General features: G+C 49.9%; 13 protein-coding genes. 8 read left to right on the forward strand and 5 right to left on the reverse strand.

Features of this window, described 5'->3' with window-relative positions:
* Genes R7V76_RS12265 through R7V76_RS12295 form a run of 7 tightly spaced genes read left to right on the forward strand, consistent with a single transcriptional unit; the run spans position 1 to position 6,999 of the window.
* Positions 1-1,344, forward strand: coding sequence for a nucleotide sugar dehydrogenase (locus R7V76_RS12265; protein ID WP_318092756.1), 1,344 nt, complete (start codon positions 1-3; stop codon positions 1,342-1,344).
* Positions 1,332-2,441 (forward strand): glycosyltransferase family 4 protein, encoded by a 1,110-nt coding sequence (locus R7V76_RS12270; RefSeq protein ID WP_318092757.1) that lies wholly within the window; start codon positions 1,332-1,334, stop codon positions 2,439-2,441. Before R7V76_RS12265 ends, R7V76_RS12270 begins: the two co-directional genes overlap by 13 nt.
* A gap of 16 nt (positions 2,442-2,457) precedes the next feature.
* Positions 2,458-3,078, forward strand: a complete 621-nt coding sequence (locus R7V76_RS12275) for a sugar transferase (RefSeq protein WP_318092758.1) — start codon at positions 2,458-2,460, stop codon at positions 3,076-3,078.
* Positions 3,059-4,126 (forward strand): lipid II:glycine glycyltransferase FemX, encoded by a 1,068-nt coding sequence (locus tag R7V76_RS12280; protein WP_318092759.1) that lies wholly within the window; start codon positions 3,059-3,061, stop codon positions 4,124-4,126. The genes R7V76_RS12275 and R7V76_RS12280 overlap by 20 nt, the downstream gene beginning before the upstream one ends.
* Positions 4,123-5,277 (forward strand): aminotransferase class I/II-fold pyridoxal phosphate-dependent enzyme, encoded by a 1,155-nt coding sequence (locus R7V76_RS12285; RefSeq protein WP_318092760.1) that lies wholly within the window; start codon positions 4,123-4,125, stop codon positions 5,275-5,277. The genes R7V76_RS12280 and R7V76_RS12285 overlap by 4 nt, the downstream gene beginning before the upstream one ends.
* Positions 5,278-5,300: 23 nt before the next feature.
* Positions 5,301-6,041, forward strand: a complete 741-nt coding sequence (locus R7V76_RS12290) for a hypothetical protein (RefSeq protein ID WP_318092762.1) — start codon at positions 5,301-5,303, stop codon at positions 6,039-6,041.
* 34 nt (positions 6,042-6,075) lie between these two features.
* A complete protein-coding gene (locus R7V76_RS12295; RefSeq protein ID WP_318092764.1) occupies positions 6,076-6,999 on the forward strand; it encodes an LCP family glycopolymer transferase in 924 nt (307 codons plus the stop codon).
* Between the two features lie 153 nt (positions 7,000-7,152).
* On the opposite strand, the gene R7V76_RS12300 is transcribed toward R7V76_RS12295, so the two are convergent.
* Entirely contained in the window at positions 7,153-7,764 is a 612-nt protein-coding gene (locus tag R7V76_RS12300) for an AmiS/UreI family transporter (protein ID WP_318092765.1), read from the reverse strand.
* A 152-nt stretch (positions 7,765-7,916) separates the two neighbouring features.
* Positions 7,917-9,170, reverse strand: a complete 1,254-nt coding sequence (locus R7V76_RS12305) for an SH3 domain-containing protein (RefSeq protein ID WP_318092766.1) — start codon at positions 9,168-9,170, stop codon at positions 7,917-7,919.
* A 158-nt stretch (positions 9,171-9,328) separates the two neighbouring features.
* Here R7V76_RS12305 and R7V76_RS12310 point away from each other — a divergent pair, with 158 nt between their 5' ends.
* A complete protein-coding gene (locus R7V76_RS12310) occupies positions 9,329-10,237 on the forward strand; it encodes a Gfo/Idh/MocA family protein (RefSeq protein ID WP_318092768.1) in 909 nt (302 codons plus the stop codon).
* 72 nt (positions 10,238-10,309) lie between these two features.
* On the opposite strand, the gene R7V76_RS12315 is transcribed toward R7V76_RS12310, so the two are convergent.
* The 3 genes from R7V76_RS12315 to R7V76_RS12325 form a co-directional block, all read right to left on the reverse strand.
* Positions 10,310-10,939: a hypothetical protein gene (locus tag R7V76_RS12315; protein ID WP_318092769.1), complete on the reverse strand. Its 630-nt coding sequence runs from the start codon at positions 10,937-10,939 to the stop codon at positions 10,310-10,312.
* Complete coding sequence (locus tag R7V76_RS12320; protein WP_318092771.1) at positions 10,936-11,625, reverse strand: zinc ribbon domain-containing protein; 690 nt, start codon at positions 11,623-11,625, stop codon at positions 10,936-10,938. Before R7V76_RS12320 ends, R7V76_RS12315 begins: the two co-directional genes overlap by 4 nt.
* A gap of 189 nt (positions 11,626-11,814) precedes the next feature.
* Positions 11,815-15,384 (reverse strand): CDP-glycerol glycerophosphotransferase family protein, encoded by a 3,570-nt coding sequence (locus tag R7V76_RS12325; protein ID WP_318092772.1) that lies wholly within the window; start codon positions 15,382-15,384, stop codon positions 11,815-11,817.
* Positions 15,385-15,510 lie beyond the last annotated feature (126 nt).

The following is a 15,510-nucleotide window of genomic DNA, read 5'->3' on the forward strand; positions in this document are numbered from 1 at the left end:
ATGAACAAGGCAGTCAAACACATCGTAGATACGACAGCAGCCGAAACACGATCACTCCCCATCGCCAACCGTTCGATTGCCGTCGTCGGTCTCGGATATGTCGGTCTTCCCGTCGCCGTCGCCTTTGGCGAAAAAACGGAAGTCGTCGGCTTTGACATCAAAGAACAGCGCGTCGCCGAACTGAAAGAGGGCATCGATGCGACGCTCGAACTCAGTCCGTTCGTCCTGAAAAATGCCGACGTCGAATACGTGACGGACGCAGCAGCACTCGGAGCAAGCGACTTCATCATCATCGCCGTCCCGACACCGATCAACGCCCAGAATCAACCGGATTTGACGCCGCTCCTGCGTGCTTCTCACTTGGTCGGACGACAGTTGAACAAAGGCGACATCGTCGTCTACGAGTCGACCGTCTACCCGGGGGCAACGGAAGAAGATTGTATTCCGGTCCTTGAAGAAGCGTCCGGTCTGAAGGCCGGAGTCGACTTCTTCGTCGGCTACTCGCCGGAACGAATCAATCCCGGCGATCATGAGCATACGTTCAAGACGATCAAAAAAATCGTTTCAGCTCAAAACGAAGAAACGCTTGATATCGTCGCGGAAGTTTACGAAGCGGTCGTCGAAGCCGGCGTCCACCGGGCGTCTTCAATCAAAGTCGCCGAAGCAGCGAAAATCATCGAGAATACACAACGCGACCTGAACATCGCCTTGATGAACGAACTGGCGATCATCTTCGATCGGATGAATATCGATACGCTCGAGGTCCTCGAAGCTGCCGGAACAAAATGGAACTTCCTGCCGTTCCGTCCGGGACTCGTCGGCGGTCACTGCATCGGGGTCGACCCGTTCTACTTGACGATGAAAGCCGAGTCGCTTGGTTACCATCCGGAAGTCATCCTCGCCGGACGACGGATCAACGATACGATGGGACGCTTCATCGCGACATCGCTCGTCAAGAACCTGATCAAACAAAATATGCCGGTGCTCGGTGCCCGGGTGACGGTGCTGGGTCTATCGTTCAAGGAAAACGTCAGCGACATCCGGAACTCGAAAGTCGCGAACCTCGTCAAGGAGATCGAAGAGTTTGGCATCGAAGTCCAAGTGACGGACCGGCTCGTCGAAAAAGGGGACGCGAAACGTGAATACGGCATCGATCTCGTTGATCTCGCCGATTTGAAACCTGCCGACGTCGTCATCTTCGCCGTCTCGCACGAAGAGTATGTCGAAGGCAACTGGCTGCTTGCGCAACACCTGCTCAAAGTCGGACGGGGGATTGTCATCGACATCAAAGGGATGCTGACACCGTCGGAAAAACCGGAAGGGGTGCATTTATGGCGACTTTAAAAATCCTTCAGGTCTGCGCGCTCGATACGACGGCCGAAACGATGTTACAACCGTTGCTGCTCGCCTTGCAAAATGCCGGACATGACGTCGGCATCGCCTGTGCCGATACCGGAGCGGCGGCGAAACTTGCGGCGCAAGGTTTCACGATGCACGACATCCCGATCGAACGGAAAATCGACTGGACGAGTAACTGGAAGACGATCCGTTCGATCGTCCAGATTTTAAAAGACGAACAATATGATGCCGTGCATGTGCACACGCCGGTCGCGGCGGCCCTCGGTCGGGTCGCGGCGAAGCGGGCGGGAACGAAACATATCGTCTATACGGCCCACGGGTTCTATTTTCACGAAAAGATGGGACGCGTCACGTATCAGCTGACCTATTCCGTCGAGAAGTGGCTGGCGCGGTTCGCGACCGATTATCTGTTGCTCCAAAGTCAGGAAGACTACGAACTGGCGAACCGCAAACGGTTCAAAAATACGACCCGGCTGATGCATCTCGGAAACGGGATTGATTTGACCCGATTCTATCCCCGGCCCCGCCAAACGACCGGACCGTTTACATTTTTATTCATCGGTCGGATTGTCGAGGAAAAAGGCATTCTCGAACTGTTGAACGCTTTTGAACAAGTCGTCTCGGTTCAGCCGGACGTCCGGCTGGTGATTGCCGGCGAGATGATGGAAAGCGAACGCGATCAGACAACGAAACACACGTTTCGAAAACGGATCCGGGAGATTCCGAACATCGATTATCTCGGGTTCGTCGAAGATGTCCCGGAACTGTTGCACCAAGTCGATGCGTTTGTCTTACCGTCGCATCGCGAAGGGGTTCCGCGTTCAATCATCGAAGCGATGGCGACGGCGAAACCGGTCATTGCGACGAATATCCGCGGCTGCCGGGAAGAAGTCATTGACGGCAAGACCGGTTACCTGGTCGAAGTGCAGGATGAAACACAACTGGCCCGACGGATGCTCGATCTGGTCGAACAGCCGGACGTTGCGTCGGAGATGGGGCGGGCCGGATTCGAACGGGCGATGAAACACTTTAACGAAGCAGATGTCATCAAGCGGCAACTCAATCTCTTTTCGAATTTATGAGAAGGAGGACGTCATCATGAAACGGACATTCGATTTCACTGTCAGTCTACTCGCCATAATCGTCCTGTTGCCGGTCTACGCCTTCGTGGCCTTATTCATCTATACGAAGCTCGGACGACCGCTTTTCTTCAATCAAGTCCGTCCGGGATACAAAGGTGAACTGTTTAAGATTTATAAATTCCGGACGATGTCGAACGAAACCGATGCGGACGGAAAGCTGTTACCGGACGCTGACCGGATTCCGAAGTCGGTCGAATGGATCCGCCGTCTGAGTCTCGATGAAATTCCCCAGTTCTTTAATATCCTGCGGGGGCAGATGAGTTTCGTCGGACCACGTCCGTTGCTCGTCAGCTATTTGAACCATTACACGAAAGAACAGATGACCCGGCATGACGTTCTGCCCGGTCTGACCGGCTGGGCCCAAATCCACGGACGAAATGCAACGACGTGGCAGCAACGGCTGGAACAGGATCAATGGTACGCTGCGAATCATACGTTCCGGATAGATCTTTATATTCTTTGGAAGACGGTCAAAATCGTCATCTCGTCAGAAGGGAACTCGACCGATCACCAGACAGGCATGGGCGAATTCAAAGGCCTTGACGGGGGTGTCCCTCATGATGTCGCTAAGCAATGAACGGCTGATTCACGATCCGTTGGAATGGGATGCGCTCGTCGCCCGGTACGGACTCGATTGTTATTATGAATACGCTTACTTTAATCTGGACCAAGAACCGGAAGCCGTGCCGGAGATGTACGTTCATCCTTCGGAATTCGGGATTCTGATTTATCCGTACTTGAAACGCCGGATTACCGGGACACCGTTTCAGGATTTGACGACGCCATACGGATATGGCGGACCAATCTTCGTCGGACTGTGGTCGAGTGATCAAATCAAGGACATCCGGCAACACTTTCTCGAGTATTGTCAGGCGGAACGGATTGTCAGCGAAACGATCCGATTTCATCCGCTCCTCGAAAATGATGAGCTCGGACGAAGCTGGTGTGAAACGACGACCGTCCTGCAACAGACGGTGATGGTCGATTTGACCGAACCGTTCGAGACGATTGAAAGTCAGTTCTCTTCGATGACACGGCGCAACATCAAAAAAGCCGTCCGGGAAGACGTAACGGTCCGGGTCGCTAGACAGGACGAGTACGGCAAGTTCATCCGACTTTACCGGCTGACGATGGACAAACACCAGGCCGATGCCCGGTATTACTTTACCGATCATTACTTTCGCCAGTTTCAGGACGGGCGGCTGCCGGCGGAGTTGCTGGTCGCCGAGCGGGACGGAAAAATCATCGCCGGCTGTATCGTTCTCTACGGTCAACAGTTTGCGCATTACCATCTCGGGGCATCCGATCCGGCAGAACTGGCCGCCCGCCCGAATCATCTTCTGTTCGCGGAAATGATCCGCCGTGCCAAAGCACTCGGAAAAACAGTCCTGCATCTCGGGGGCGGAACGACACGTAACGAAGACGACAGCCTGCTCGCCTACAAACGTTCCTTCAGCAAACGCCAGACCTCATTTACGCTCGGCACATCGGTGATTCACCCTTTACTGTACCGTCAGTTATCCGAACAGCACCTCACACACAACGTCCCGTCGTCGCAGGACTGGTTTCCGGCCTACCGGACACCTGTCCGTCAACTGTCACCAAGGGGGGAGCAGTCATCATGAAACACATCCCGTTATCGATCCCGCATCTCAGTGGTCAGGAAATGCGTTATGTCACGGAAGCTTTGGAAACGAACTGGGTTGCGCCGCTCGGTCCGAATGTCGAAGCGTTCGAAGCAGCAATGAAAACATACAGCGGTGCAGCGGCAACACTCGCGACGAGCAGCGGGACGGCCGCCATCCATTTGGCACTGGCGACACTCGGCGTCACGGCCGGAGATGATGTCTTCTGTCAGTCGTTGACGTTCATCGCCTCGACGAATCCAATCCGTTATGTCGGAGCACGGCCGGTCCTGATCGATTCCGAACCGGAGACGTGGAACATGTCACCGGCGGCACTGCGACGGGCAATGATTCAAGCCGCGACCCGGGGACGGTTGCCGAAAGCCGTCATCGTCGTCCATCTGTACGGGGTCGTCGCGAAGATCGAGGAAATCGCCGCCATCTGCGAGGAATATGATGTACCGCTGATCGAGGACGCGGCAGAATCACTCGGATCGACGATCAACGGCCGGATGACGGGCACGTTCGGAACGTTCGGCATCTATTCGTTTAACGGCAATAAAATCATCACGACGTCGGGCGGGGGCATGTTGGTCTCAAATGACACCCGCCTGATTGAACGGGCATTTTATCTCGCGACACAAGCCCGTCAGCCCGTCTTACATTATGAGCATACGGAAGTCGGCTTCAATTACCGGATGAGCAATGTCTCTGCCGGAATCGGACGCGGACAACTGGAAGTGATCGAAGAGCGGGTCGAAGCACGGCGGACTATTTTTGAGCGGTATGTCCGGGCCTTCGAGACGGTCGACGCGTCACATTACCAACAGGAAATCGAGGGAAGCCGCGCAAACCGTTGGCTGACGGCACTGACGTTACCGGGAGGCATGACACAACGGGATACATTGATTCAGCAGTTGCAACAAAAAAACATCGAGGCGCGTCCGGCTTGGAAACCGATGCACCTACAACCCGTTTACCGGGATGTGCCTTATGTCACGGCGAATGAAGAAGATGTCAGCCGCCGTCTGTTCGAGGAAGGGATCTGTTTACCGTCCGCTTCGCAAATGAGCTTTACGGATCAAGCACTGGTCATTCGTTTTGTTCGCCAGGGACTCGTTGAAGATGTTCGACGAAATGTTCAGTTATGAATGTGTGGGAGGGAGACATCGTGATGAGCGATTTGGAGGAAGCGATTGAAGCACTCCGTCTCGCTGCGAACGGGAAAAATGAACTGACGGCAAATACCTACTTTCGCTGGCAACTGAATACCCAGTATCCAAGCGTCGCGGAAATCCTGATTTTATTCGGATCCTGGCAGATCGCTCTCGAACGGGCCGGCATCGGCAACGTCCGGGTAGCCTTCACCAAGTCGGATATCATCGAGGCCTTACGGGCCGCGAAGGAGGAACTGGAACCCTTCACGAGTGCGACATATCGTGAATGGGCTCAGCAACATCAGGCGCCGAGCTTGACCGATATCGTCCATCAATTCAACTCGTGGCAGCAGGCATTATCGGAAGCAGAGATCTTAAAAGAACGGGTGCAGGAGATGGAGCGCCGGATCATCGAATCGTTACTCGAAGCACAAGAGACGTTATCCGTCTTGACGAGCCAGACCTATACGAAGTGGGCAGCGGGCAAAAACCGGCCGACGGTGGCAACGATTGCGAGACGGTACGGATCGTGGAGCAATGCCCTGGAAATCATCGGGATTGAACAACCACGCAAACGCTGGACAGAAGAAGAAGTCTTACAAATTTTACGGGAAGCGGCAGCTGAAATGGATGGCTTGACGATTGCACATTATCAACGATTCAGTGAGGGACGTGAAGCACCGAGCATCGGTGTCATCACAGCTTTGTTCGGCAGTTGGAGCAATGCGGTGATGATCGTCTCCGACGAGCAATCGTAAATCGACTTGATCCGAAGGAAAAGGGGATATCATGATGAAAAAATGGACGTGGCTGATCATAACAGTGGTTGGTATCGGGTTACTCGTTTTTTTCGGATCAGGTGGGTACATCCAACAGGCGGATCACCAGACGAACAAGCAGGCGGAGGTGACGGTTCCGGCACATGTCGAGGCAACGACGCCGTCTCAACCGGCAAAAGCCTCTAAGAGTAAACCGGCCGATTCACAAAAAGCATTGTCGTTTTTATTGCTTGGTGTCGATCAACGGGGAAACGAAGCCGGACGGAGTGATACGATCATCGTCGTCACGGTTAATCCGGCAACCGGCGAAAGCAAGATGCTCAGCATCCCCCGCGACTTGAAGACGGAAATCATCGGCGTCGGTTCGAACGATAAAATCAATCATGCCTATGCCTTCGGAGGTCCGGAAATGGCACGGGATACGGTCGAGCATCTATTGAACCTGAACATCGACTACTTCGCTGAAATCAATCTTAAAGGGTTTACCGACTTAGTCGATGCCGTCGACGGAGTGACGGTTGAAAACGATATTGATTTCTCTTATTACGAGATGCAGTTCCCAAAAGGTCAAGTCTCACTGAACGGTAAGGAAGCGCTCGCCTATGCGCGGATGCGTCATGATGATCCGCGGGGCGACTTTGGACGGCAAATCCGGCAACGACAAGTCGTCCAGGCTGTCGTCGACAAGCTGACGGCTGATTTTTCTTTGACACGCTTTAACGATGTGTTGACGGTACTCGGTCAAAACGTCAAAACCGATATCCCGTTTGCCGTCGTGCGGAAGCTTGCGACCGATTACCGGGACAGTTTGAAACAAGTTGAGACCTTGTCGCTTGAAGGAAGCGGCGGAATCGAATCGGATCACATCTATTACTGGCATCCGACAGCCGATTCGCTGAAACAGGTCCAGATCGAGTTGAAACAGGAACTGAAGTGATGGTTCAGCTCCTGAGAAAAGACTGAGTTTTTTAGACGAGAAAAGGGCGGTAGAATTGGAATCTGCCACCCTTGTCTGTGAAGAGACCGACTGTTGGGTCGGTCTCTTTTTTATGTTCATCCTCGACGTTAGAGTCGGAATGAACGAAGCTGTTTAGTTTTTTGAACGGACGATCGTCCGGACAGGGAGAAACTTCACGGCCGCATAGATGAAGTATAAGACCGTCATGATGGCGGCTGCACTCCAGATGAGCTGGTAGTTGGCACCCGTCGTCCCGAACCGGAGACCGACGAGAGCAGGCACGATGAGCGTCAACCAGCTGAGGACGATCGCAACACGAGCCGTCAACGCATCGAGGCTCATATTCAATCCCATCCCGAGGAAAAACAGTCCCCAGAGGATGACCCAGAATAACCACGTCGCACCGCCGATGATTTCACCGGTACTGAAACTGACACCGGCATAAAACAGCGCAGAGACGGCGACGAACAACGAGAACCAGCCGACACCGCTGCCGTCGAGACCAAACAAAAACGTGATGCCGACATACAGGTACGTAAAGGCAAATAAATAGATGCTCGCATACCCGAATGTCAGCGCCGGATCCCCGGCGGCCCCGATGACGAGCCAAGTCGCGATGAAGGTCTGCAATAAACCGGTCAACAAACTAAAAAGACCGGCGCTCTTCAAATCGACTTTCCCGAACAGCGACAGACTATTTAAAAAGAGGGCGACGCCTCCGAATAACAAACTTACATTTCCCACGTGAATTCCTCCATTAAGACGTCAGACGTCTGATTGTTACTTCCACCTTATGATGAATTCGCTTCCATTGCAAGTGAAATTTTTCAGGTGAAAATAACAAAAAAAGACTCCGGATATCACTTTCAGCAGAAAGCGAATCCGGGAGTCTGGTCTTAACGGTTGAGGACGGAACGTAATGTCGTTTCCGTTTGCGGAAGTGTTCCTTTTAACGTAACGAGACCGTAACGTGTCGATCCTTTTTTGATGAAGAAGACGCGCGTATAGGCGGATTCCGGCGTATAACCGGTCTTGCTCGCGTAAACACGTGTGTCGCCTGGAAGTGACGTGTTCGTATGATACCACGTCAACGTCCGGGCGTAAGGTCCTTTGACGGTCGTCTGGAACGATTTACGTCCGCTGACCGTCATCAGATAACTGTAATTCGCGTACGTATTGGCAAGCTTCTGCATATCTGCTGCCGTCGTATAGTGGCTTGGATGATAGAAGCCGTGCGGATTCATGAAATGACTGGCCGACATGCCGATGCGGCTCGCACGGCTGTTCATGAGCGAAACGAACTTCGATTCCGAACCGGCAGTCCGGACGGCGATTGCTTTCGCAGCATCGTTGCCGGAGCGGATCAACATCCCGTTTAACAGTTGGCGCATCGTGACTTTATCGCCTGAACGGAAACCGGCGGTGCTGCTGCCGGAGGGAACGGCTAACATCGAGTACGTCAACGTAAAGGTCTGATCAAGCGTTCCTTTTTGTGCCGCCACGTCATAAGCGACGATTGCCGTCAGTAACTTCGTCGTACTGGCCGGATAACGGCGGGCAAAACTTTCTTTCGTCAGTTCATAGCCGGATGAACCGAGTTTGAAGTAACGCATTGAAGCGACCGGATAGCTGCCGCTTGCAGGAGCCGGCGAACTTGTCGTCAGCTTTTTTGCGACTTGGTTCGAGACATAATAGTAGTTCGTTTTCCCTTTGACCTTATACCAGCCATTCGAATAGGAAACAGCATTGAACTTTGATTTATATGTAGCATGCCGTTTGATATTTTTAGAAGAGGCCGTACTTGGTGACGTCCGGACATTCGCGCCTGCCGTCGAGTAAACGATGATCTTATATGTCTTGACGGAGCTTGCTCCGACTTTTTTCGCGACCTGATTCGACAGGTAACGATAGGCGCCTCCGTCCTTGATTTTGTACCAACCGTTCGAATAAGACACAGCGGTAAACGTAGCTTTGTAAGGGGCACGACGGGTAATGGTCGCAGATGAACTTGTGCTTGGCTTCGACCGGATGTTTGCCCCAATCGTCGACGTGACGATGACCTGATAGCTTGCTGCTTGAGCAGGCAGGGCCGGGAGACATAAGGTAAGAAGCAGGACGAGTGTCAAACTAATCCTGAATAATGATTTCATAAAAAACTCATTCCCTCCTTTTGCAAAATATGTTCTTATCATAAAACAAAAAAAGGAAATTATCTTCTTTTTCAAAAAAATAGTTTCCCTACACGAAGCGCATGAAACCGGCTAACATAGGGAATGAGAGCAAAAGACAGGTTCAAGGAGGAAATCAGATGAAAATAGCAGTAATTGGTTTAGGCGATATCGCCCAAAAGGCGTATTTACCGGTCTATGCAGAGCGGACAGACCTGGAAGTGTATCTTGTCTCGACGGATCAGGAGAAGGCAGAACGGTTGCGGAACGCTTACCGGTTTGCCGGGACGTTGTCTTCACTGGATGATGTCATTCGGGAAGGGATTCAAGTCGCGATGATCCACTCAGCGACGAAAGTCCACGCGGAACAGGCGAAGCAACTGCTTGCAGCCGGCGTCCATCTTTGCATTGATAAACCGGTCTCGCTGGAAGTCGAGGAAGTCCGGGCATTGACAGAACAGGCGGAAGAACAAGGTCTGCACTTCATCACCGGCTTTAATCGCCGGTTTGCATCCGCCCACCGGAAGTTGCTCGAAGTCGAGGAACCGAATCTGGTCGTCATGCAAAAAAACCGCACATCCTTTATCGAAGATGCAAAGACGTTCATCTTTGACGATTTCGTCCATGTCGCCGATACCCTGCGTTTTTTGACTGGTCGAGGCGAAATCGAACAGTTGCAAGTACGCGGTAAGAAAGTCGACGGATTGTTGCATCATGTAACGATTCAATTCGAATCGAACGGCATCACCGCGATCGGTATCATGAACCGCAATAACGGCGTGACGGAAGAACGAGTCGAAGTGATGGGACCAAACGAAAAACGGATTGCGACAGATGTGACGTCGGTGGAACGATTGACGAAAGCCGGTACGTTACGCCTTCCGCTCGATAACTGGGAACCGACCCTGCAACGCCGGGGATTCGTCGAGATGGTCGATGCTTTCATCGAGACCGTCCATGGTCATCCGTCAGCGTCCGTCACGGGAAAAGACAGCTTGGCAACCCATGAGCTGTGTGCGGAAATCGTGAAACGGTTGGACGCACTATAAGTCAGTTGAGACATCAAAAAAACGACCGTGTCCTCTTCGATCATGGAGAGAACGCGGTCGTTTTTTTGTGGGCTAATCGACTTTTTTTAATTGATAGATCCGTTTCCCGCCCGGACCTTCGAAAGTTAAGGTCAGACCCGCGCGGCTGAAGACATAACTGACGAGCCCTTCGGAGAGGGAGAGGCGGGCTGATAAATCCGGTTCGAAGCGGACTGTCTCCGTATCACTTCGCGGAGCATCGGACATGCCGAAGTGCTGATACTGAACCGTCGCAAGCAACGAATGCGGTTTGCTGAACGAGACGTGGAGTTGACCCGTAGACGGGAAGGTTGTTTCTTCCTGCCCATCATCGAGAATGCTGCGTTCGATTTGATAAGTGCCCGCGGCCTGTTTCAACCGATCGAGCATCGCTTCAGCACTCAGCTGAATCGACTTCGCACGCAGGCGGATTGGATTATCCTGAGGCAATGGTAACTTTTCAATCGTTCTTGCAGTAGTGATGCTGTCTTCAAAGCGGTAACTCGCGAACTGCGTTTCGAGCCGCACCATCAACTGAGCCGCATCATGCATCGGATCTTGACGGGACGATTGATCGACCGCCTGCGTGTATTGTCCGAGGTCCAGCTCGTCCTGGATACGCGACGGTTCCTGCGAACATCCCATCAACAGACTACAGAACAAAAGCAGAATGACCATTCTCATGCGTCCACCTCCGTCCGGACGATATGGGTGATTTGCAGATGATCCGTATGTAACCGGACATTATAGCGGACATCATATGTGACGAGCTGTTGATTGACAGGCAGTTGATAGGTTTCGACCGTTCTGACCTGATAGGAATCCCCTTTTGAGACGAACCGTTTAAAATCAACGGTTTGCAAGCGTGGTGGAACCGGGCTGTCGGAAGCGGCATGAATCGTCCGTAAGGCATCGACTTCTGACTGGAAGGCATCCAAGGTCGCGAACTGGATCGCGGAGAATGTTTCCAACGTATCCGTCGCTTTGGAATAGTTGGCCGTTTCCGGAACCGTTTGTGTATATTGGCGGACGAACTTCAGGATATCGTAAGAGGCCGGTGGATTTTCCGATGAATAGGTTTGATTGTAAGCAGAGGTCTCGTCGGACCAGTCCGACAAGGACAGGGCCTGGACGGGTGCAGCAAGCGTCGTGTGGGTCGAGTCGGTTTGCGTCAAAGCGTACCACGTCCCGATCGCTCCGACTGCAATCGCAAAAACGATAATAAAAGATAAGACGTAACGGCTGGACCTGACGGGTGTGACAGATGATTCCTCATCGAATTGTTGTTTTTTGAGGACAGGATGTTTGCAGTAGGAACATGCTGTCGCTTCTGTTTCCAACGGTGTTCCGCAAAGTGAACAACGTTCCATGAACCATCCCTCCTAATTGAAATGACACATTATTTTTTACAGAGAATAATATTTTTGAAATTCTAATTTAGAATAACATTAATTGGAAATCAAATCAAAAAGCAATTGGCTGAAGCCGGTGGATATTCGTTAAATCAGAAAAAAAGATTCCTTCCACGCGTGTGGAAGGAATCTTAAAAACATAAGCGCTTAAACGGAATAACTGCCGTCCGACTGCTCGGTCATTTCAAGTGTATCTTTTGCAAAGTAAGTGTCAACGACACGTGACGCTGCCAACCCGTCTTCCATCGCACAATAAGATTCCCGGAAAGCATCGAGTCTTGACTGGTAGTCGTTCGTCAATTGCGGGATATTGGCCAAGGCTTCAACGAAAGCATCTTCGGTTTCGAGAATCGGTCCCGGCAAGTCCTGATAGTAATCAAGATAGAAGCCGCGTAATGTATCGCGGTATAAATCGAGATCGTACGCATAAAAGAACATCGGACGGTTCATGTTCGCGAAATCAAAGAACACGGACGAATAGTCGGTGATCAATAAATCCGTGATCAAGTACAGTTCCTGAATATCCGGATAACTCGTGACATCGATGAAACGTTCCCGGTGTTCAGCAGGAATCCTCGGTTTCTTCGTCACAAGAACGTGCGTCCGGATCAAGAAGACGTATTCGTCACCGAGTGCTTCCGCGACACGGTCGAAATCGAACGGATAGTCGAAGAAGAACTTTCCGTTTCCGAGCGACTGATGATCACGGAAGGTCGGAGCGTATAAAATGACTTTCTTCTCATCTGACAATTGAAGTTTCGTCCGGATGCTCTCGATGGTCTTCGGTTGATTGTTCGAGAAGAACAGATCATTTCGCGGATAACCGGATTCTAAAATCGGTCCATCATACCGGAAGGCACTTTTGAAGATGGTCGAGGCGTAAGCGCTCGGAGACAACAGGACGCTCCACTGTTTGATCGAGTTCGTGACCCGGTCGACGTAACCTTCGTCCCGTCCGTGAATCTCGTCCAAATCGAATAACATCTTTTTAAGCGGTGTCCCGTGCCATGTCTGAATGTACGTTGTCTCTTTCCGGCGTGTGAAGTAATGCGGGAAGTTTTGATTGTTGACCCAAAACTTCGCCGTCGCCAAGTAATAGAAGTAAGCAGGAGACAGACGTTTGATGACTTTGGCATTCGGGTCCCCGAGGTAAAGTCGCTTATTGTAGACCCAGACGACTTTGTAATCGAGGTTACGCCGTTTTAACTCTTCATAGATATAACGTGGGCTGTCGGAATACTGTTTACCGAGTCCGCTCTCAAACACAACGAGTTTCGGATCGACTGGCAGTTTTTGCATGAGACGATAGGCGAGCTTCATCGACGGGAAGTAGTAACGATTTTTTCTATACAAACGATATAGAATATTCGCAGCTTCACTCGTCTCTAAACGTTCTAACCAGCTTGTTTGCTTTTTAAAGTCAGTAATGTTTTGATAAATCGTTTCTGCGTAAGATGAATTGACCGGTCTCAAGAAAATATCGGCTCGCTTTTCATACTCAACTTCCATTTGGAACTGACGTTCAGCGGAAAGTTCCAATTGATCCAGTACTTCATCCGGTGTTTTGGAGATTGGACCGGGTAATTCCTTCTCCAAATCGTAATGGGATCCTTTAGGTCCAATGAAACGCCGACTGTCAAACTGGAAATAGAAAACAGGTCGTTTCAAGAAGCTGAAGTCAAAAGCAACGCTTGAATAATCTGTAATCATCAGCATACTTTCTTTCATCAGATCCTGAACATCACGTTCTCCCTGATTGATGACCGTAATCGGCAAGTCTTCAAAATGACTCGAATATTGTTGCATGTTCGGGTGAAGACAAAAAATAATTTCCATGTCATGAGCCGCAGCGAACTCATGGAGTCTTTCGCTCGATAAAAGGGTCCGATACTGCTCGTAATACTCAGATTCAAAGAATTGGAGCGGTGTCTGTAACCAGGTACGCCACGTAGGAATAATTAAAATTTGGCGTTTTACTTCGCAATCCTTTGCGAGCAAGGTATCGAAACGTGCCAGTCCAGTGACTCGAACTTCATGTTCCGGATAACCCATATCTTCTGTAACGACACGCTTTTCACGTTCTGAACTGACGAAAAACAGATCAGTATGGAACGACGGTGAATTCTTACCGTAATGATTTTCTAAATTTTTCGTTCCGAGTACACCGTGTTGGAGGAAAACATGTTCTGCGTTCATCTTGTTATCAAAACGTTTTGAACGAACAGGATATAAATAATCTCCATGGTGCGTACCAATGACTTTTTTCGCCATAAGCGTGTGATAGATATGTTCTTTGGATTTAAACGGTAAGGCATGTCCCAGTTGATTTACTTTCTCAAATTCCGGCGAATTTTCGTCAATTACATAATAAACAGGACGATCAGGATAGGTATCGCGCATATATTTGAAGAAGTGATAACCATTATCCTGTGCCTTATAAGGACGTTCTCCGACAATCCACGTATTCTTTTCAGCAAACAATCGGTAAACCGGTGCAAATTTCATCATATGATTCAGATAATCATAGTTTTCATTCGTGAATTCCGTCATTTCGAACGAAAGATTTCGATGTCCGATTGTAAAGTAAGGATTGATAAGCATAGTGTGTCGATCGCTTCGGGCTTTTGTTTCTGAAATCAATTGGCGGGTGATGTAACGAGCACGACCCAAACGGAGAAGTGTAGTTTCTGAACGATGATAGTATTCGAGCAAAACGAATGTATCATACACACCCTCTTTTAAAAGTTTTTGCTGATGGTAAAGATCTGTCCAATCAATCAATGCTCGATAGGTATACCGGTAAAGTCCGAATTTCTCAGCACTTTTAGCATTATCATACATCCAATCGATCGGGACTATAACTTGTTCTCCTGTTTCCCGGTGAACCAGTTGCAATGTTCCTTTTTGAATAAAAGCATGGCGTGTAAAGATTTTCCCTTTAATTTCAGTTTGATTCGCAACAGGACGCTCGATGGAATCGATTTGCATCTTCGGTTTAGCTTTAGGTTCTTTGTTTAACAGTAATCTTAAATTCCCTTTTAAATCTGTATAGATATGAGCCGAATTTTGAAATTCTGAATCAATCAACGGTTTTAAAGGAGAAGAAATTCGTGTCTCTAAAAAACGTCCTAAGATAATTTCGCGGGTAAACAGTTGATCAGTAATCGAAGAACGACTCGGTAATCCTTTGGTTTCCCATTTTTTGAGCGTCGTTGGACGAAAATCTTCGAGGTGTTTTGAAAACTTTAACCAAAAAGAAAATCGACCGGTCGGCAAGTTAGTTTCTGAATCAGTTTCTGATTCTGAGTCAGTTTCTGCTGAATCTTCCGAAGCATCTGCCTCCAGAATCGAGATAGCCTCTTTTGTATCTTCTTCAAGAGACAGTTGTTCTTGCTCCACTAACAGTTTGTTTTCTAATACCTGTTCAACGAGAGCAGGCAAGATATCATGTGTTAGCGAGAAAGAGAACTGGCCATCACCTGTCGGATGGGTATTTTGTAATTGAACTACTTCATTCAATCGATTATCACGAATGATCAGAGACTCAACATTCACTGAAGGATCAGACAAACGTCCACTCAAAATATGTTCTTGAAATGTTGAACTGAGTTGTAGCGTTTGTTTAAACTTAGCGCGACGTGAAATCGTCTTTTGGGGTTTTGGTAAAACTGAACTGCCGAATCGTGCCATTCGTAATAGTGTCTTGGAAAGACTCACGGGGTAGAACCTCCTCATAAAAAATCGTCTGTTTTCGACGGCGAAAACAAACAGAACGTGTCGTGTGCATGACAATTATCATATCATATTTTCTTTTCTTGGGATGGTCAAAATAAAGACAACTAA

Source organism: Exiguobacterium artemiae, assembly GCF_033342815.1.
Lineage (GTDB): Bacteria > Bacillota > Bacilli > Exiguobacteriales > Exiguobacteriaceae > Exiguobacterium_A > Exiguobacterium_A artemiae_A.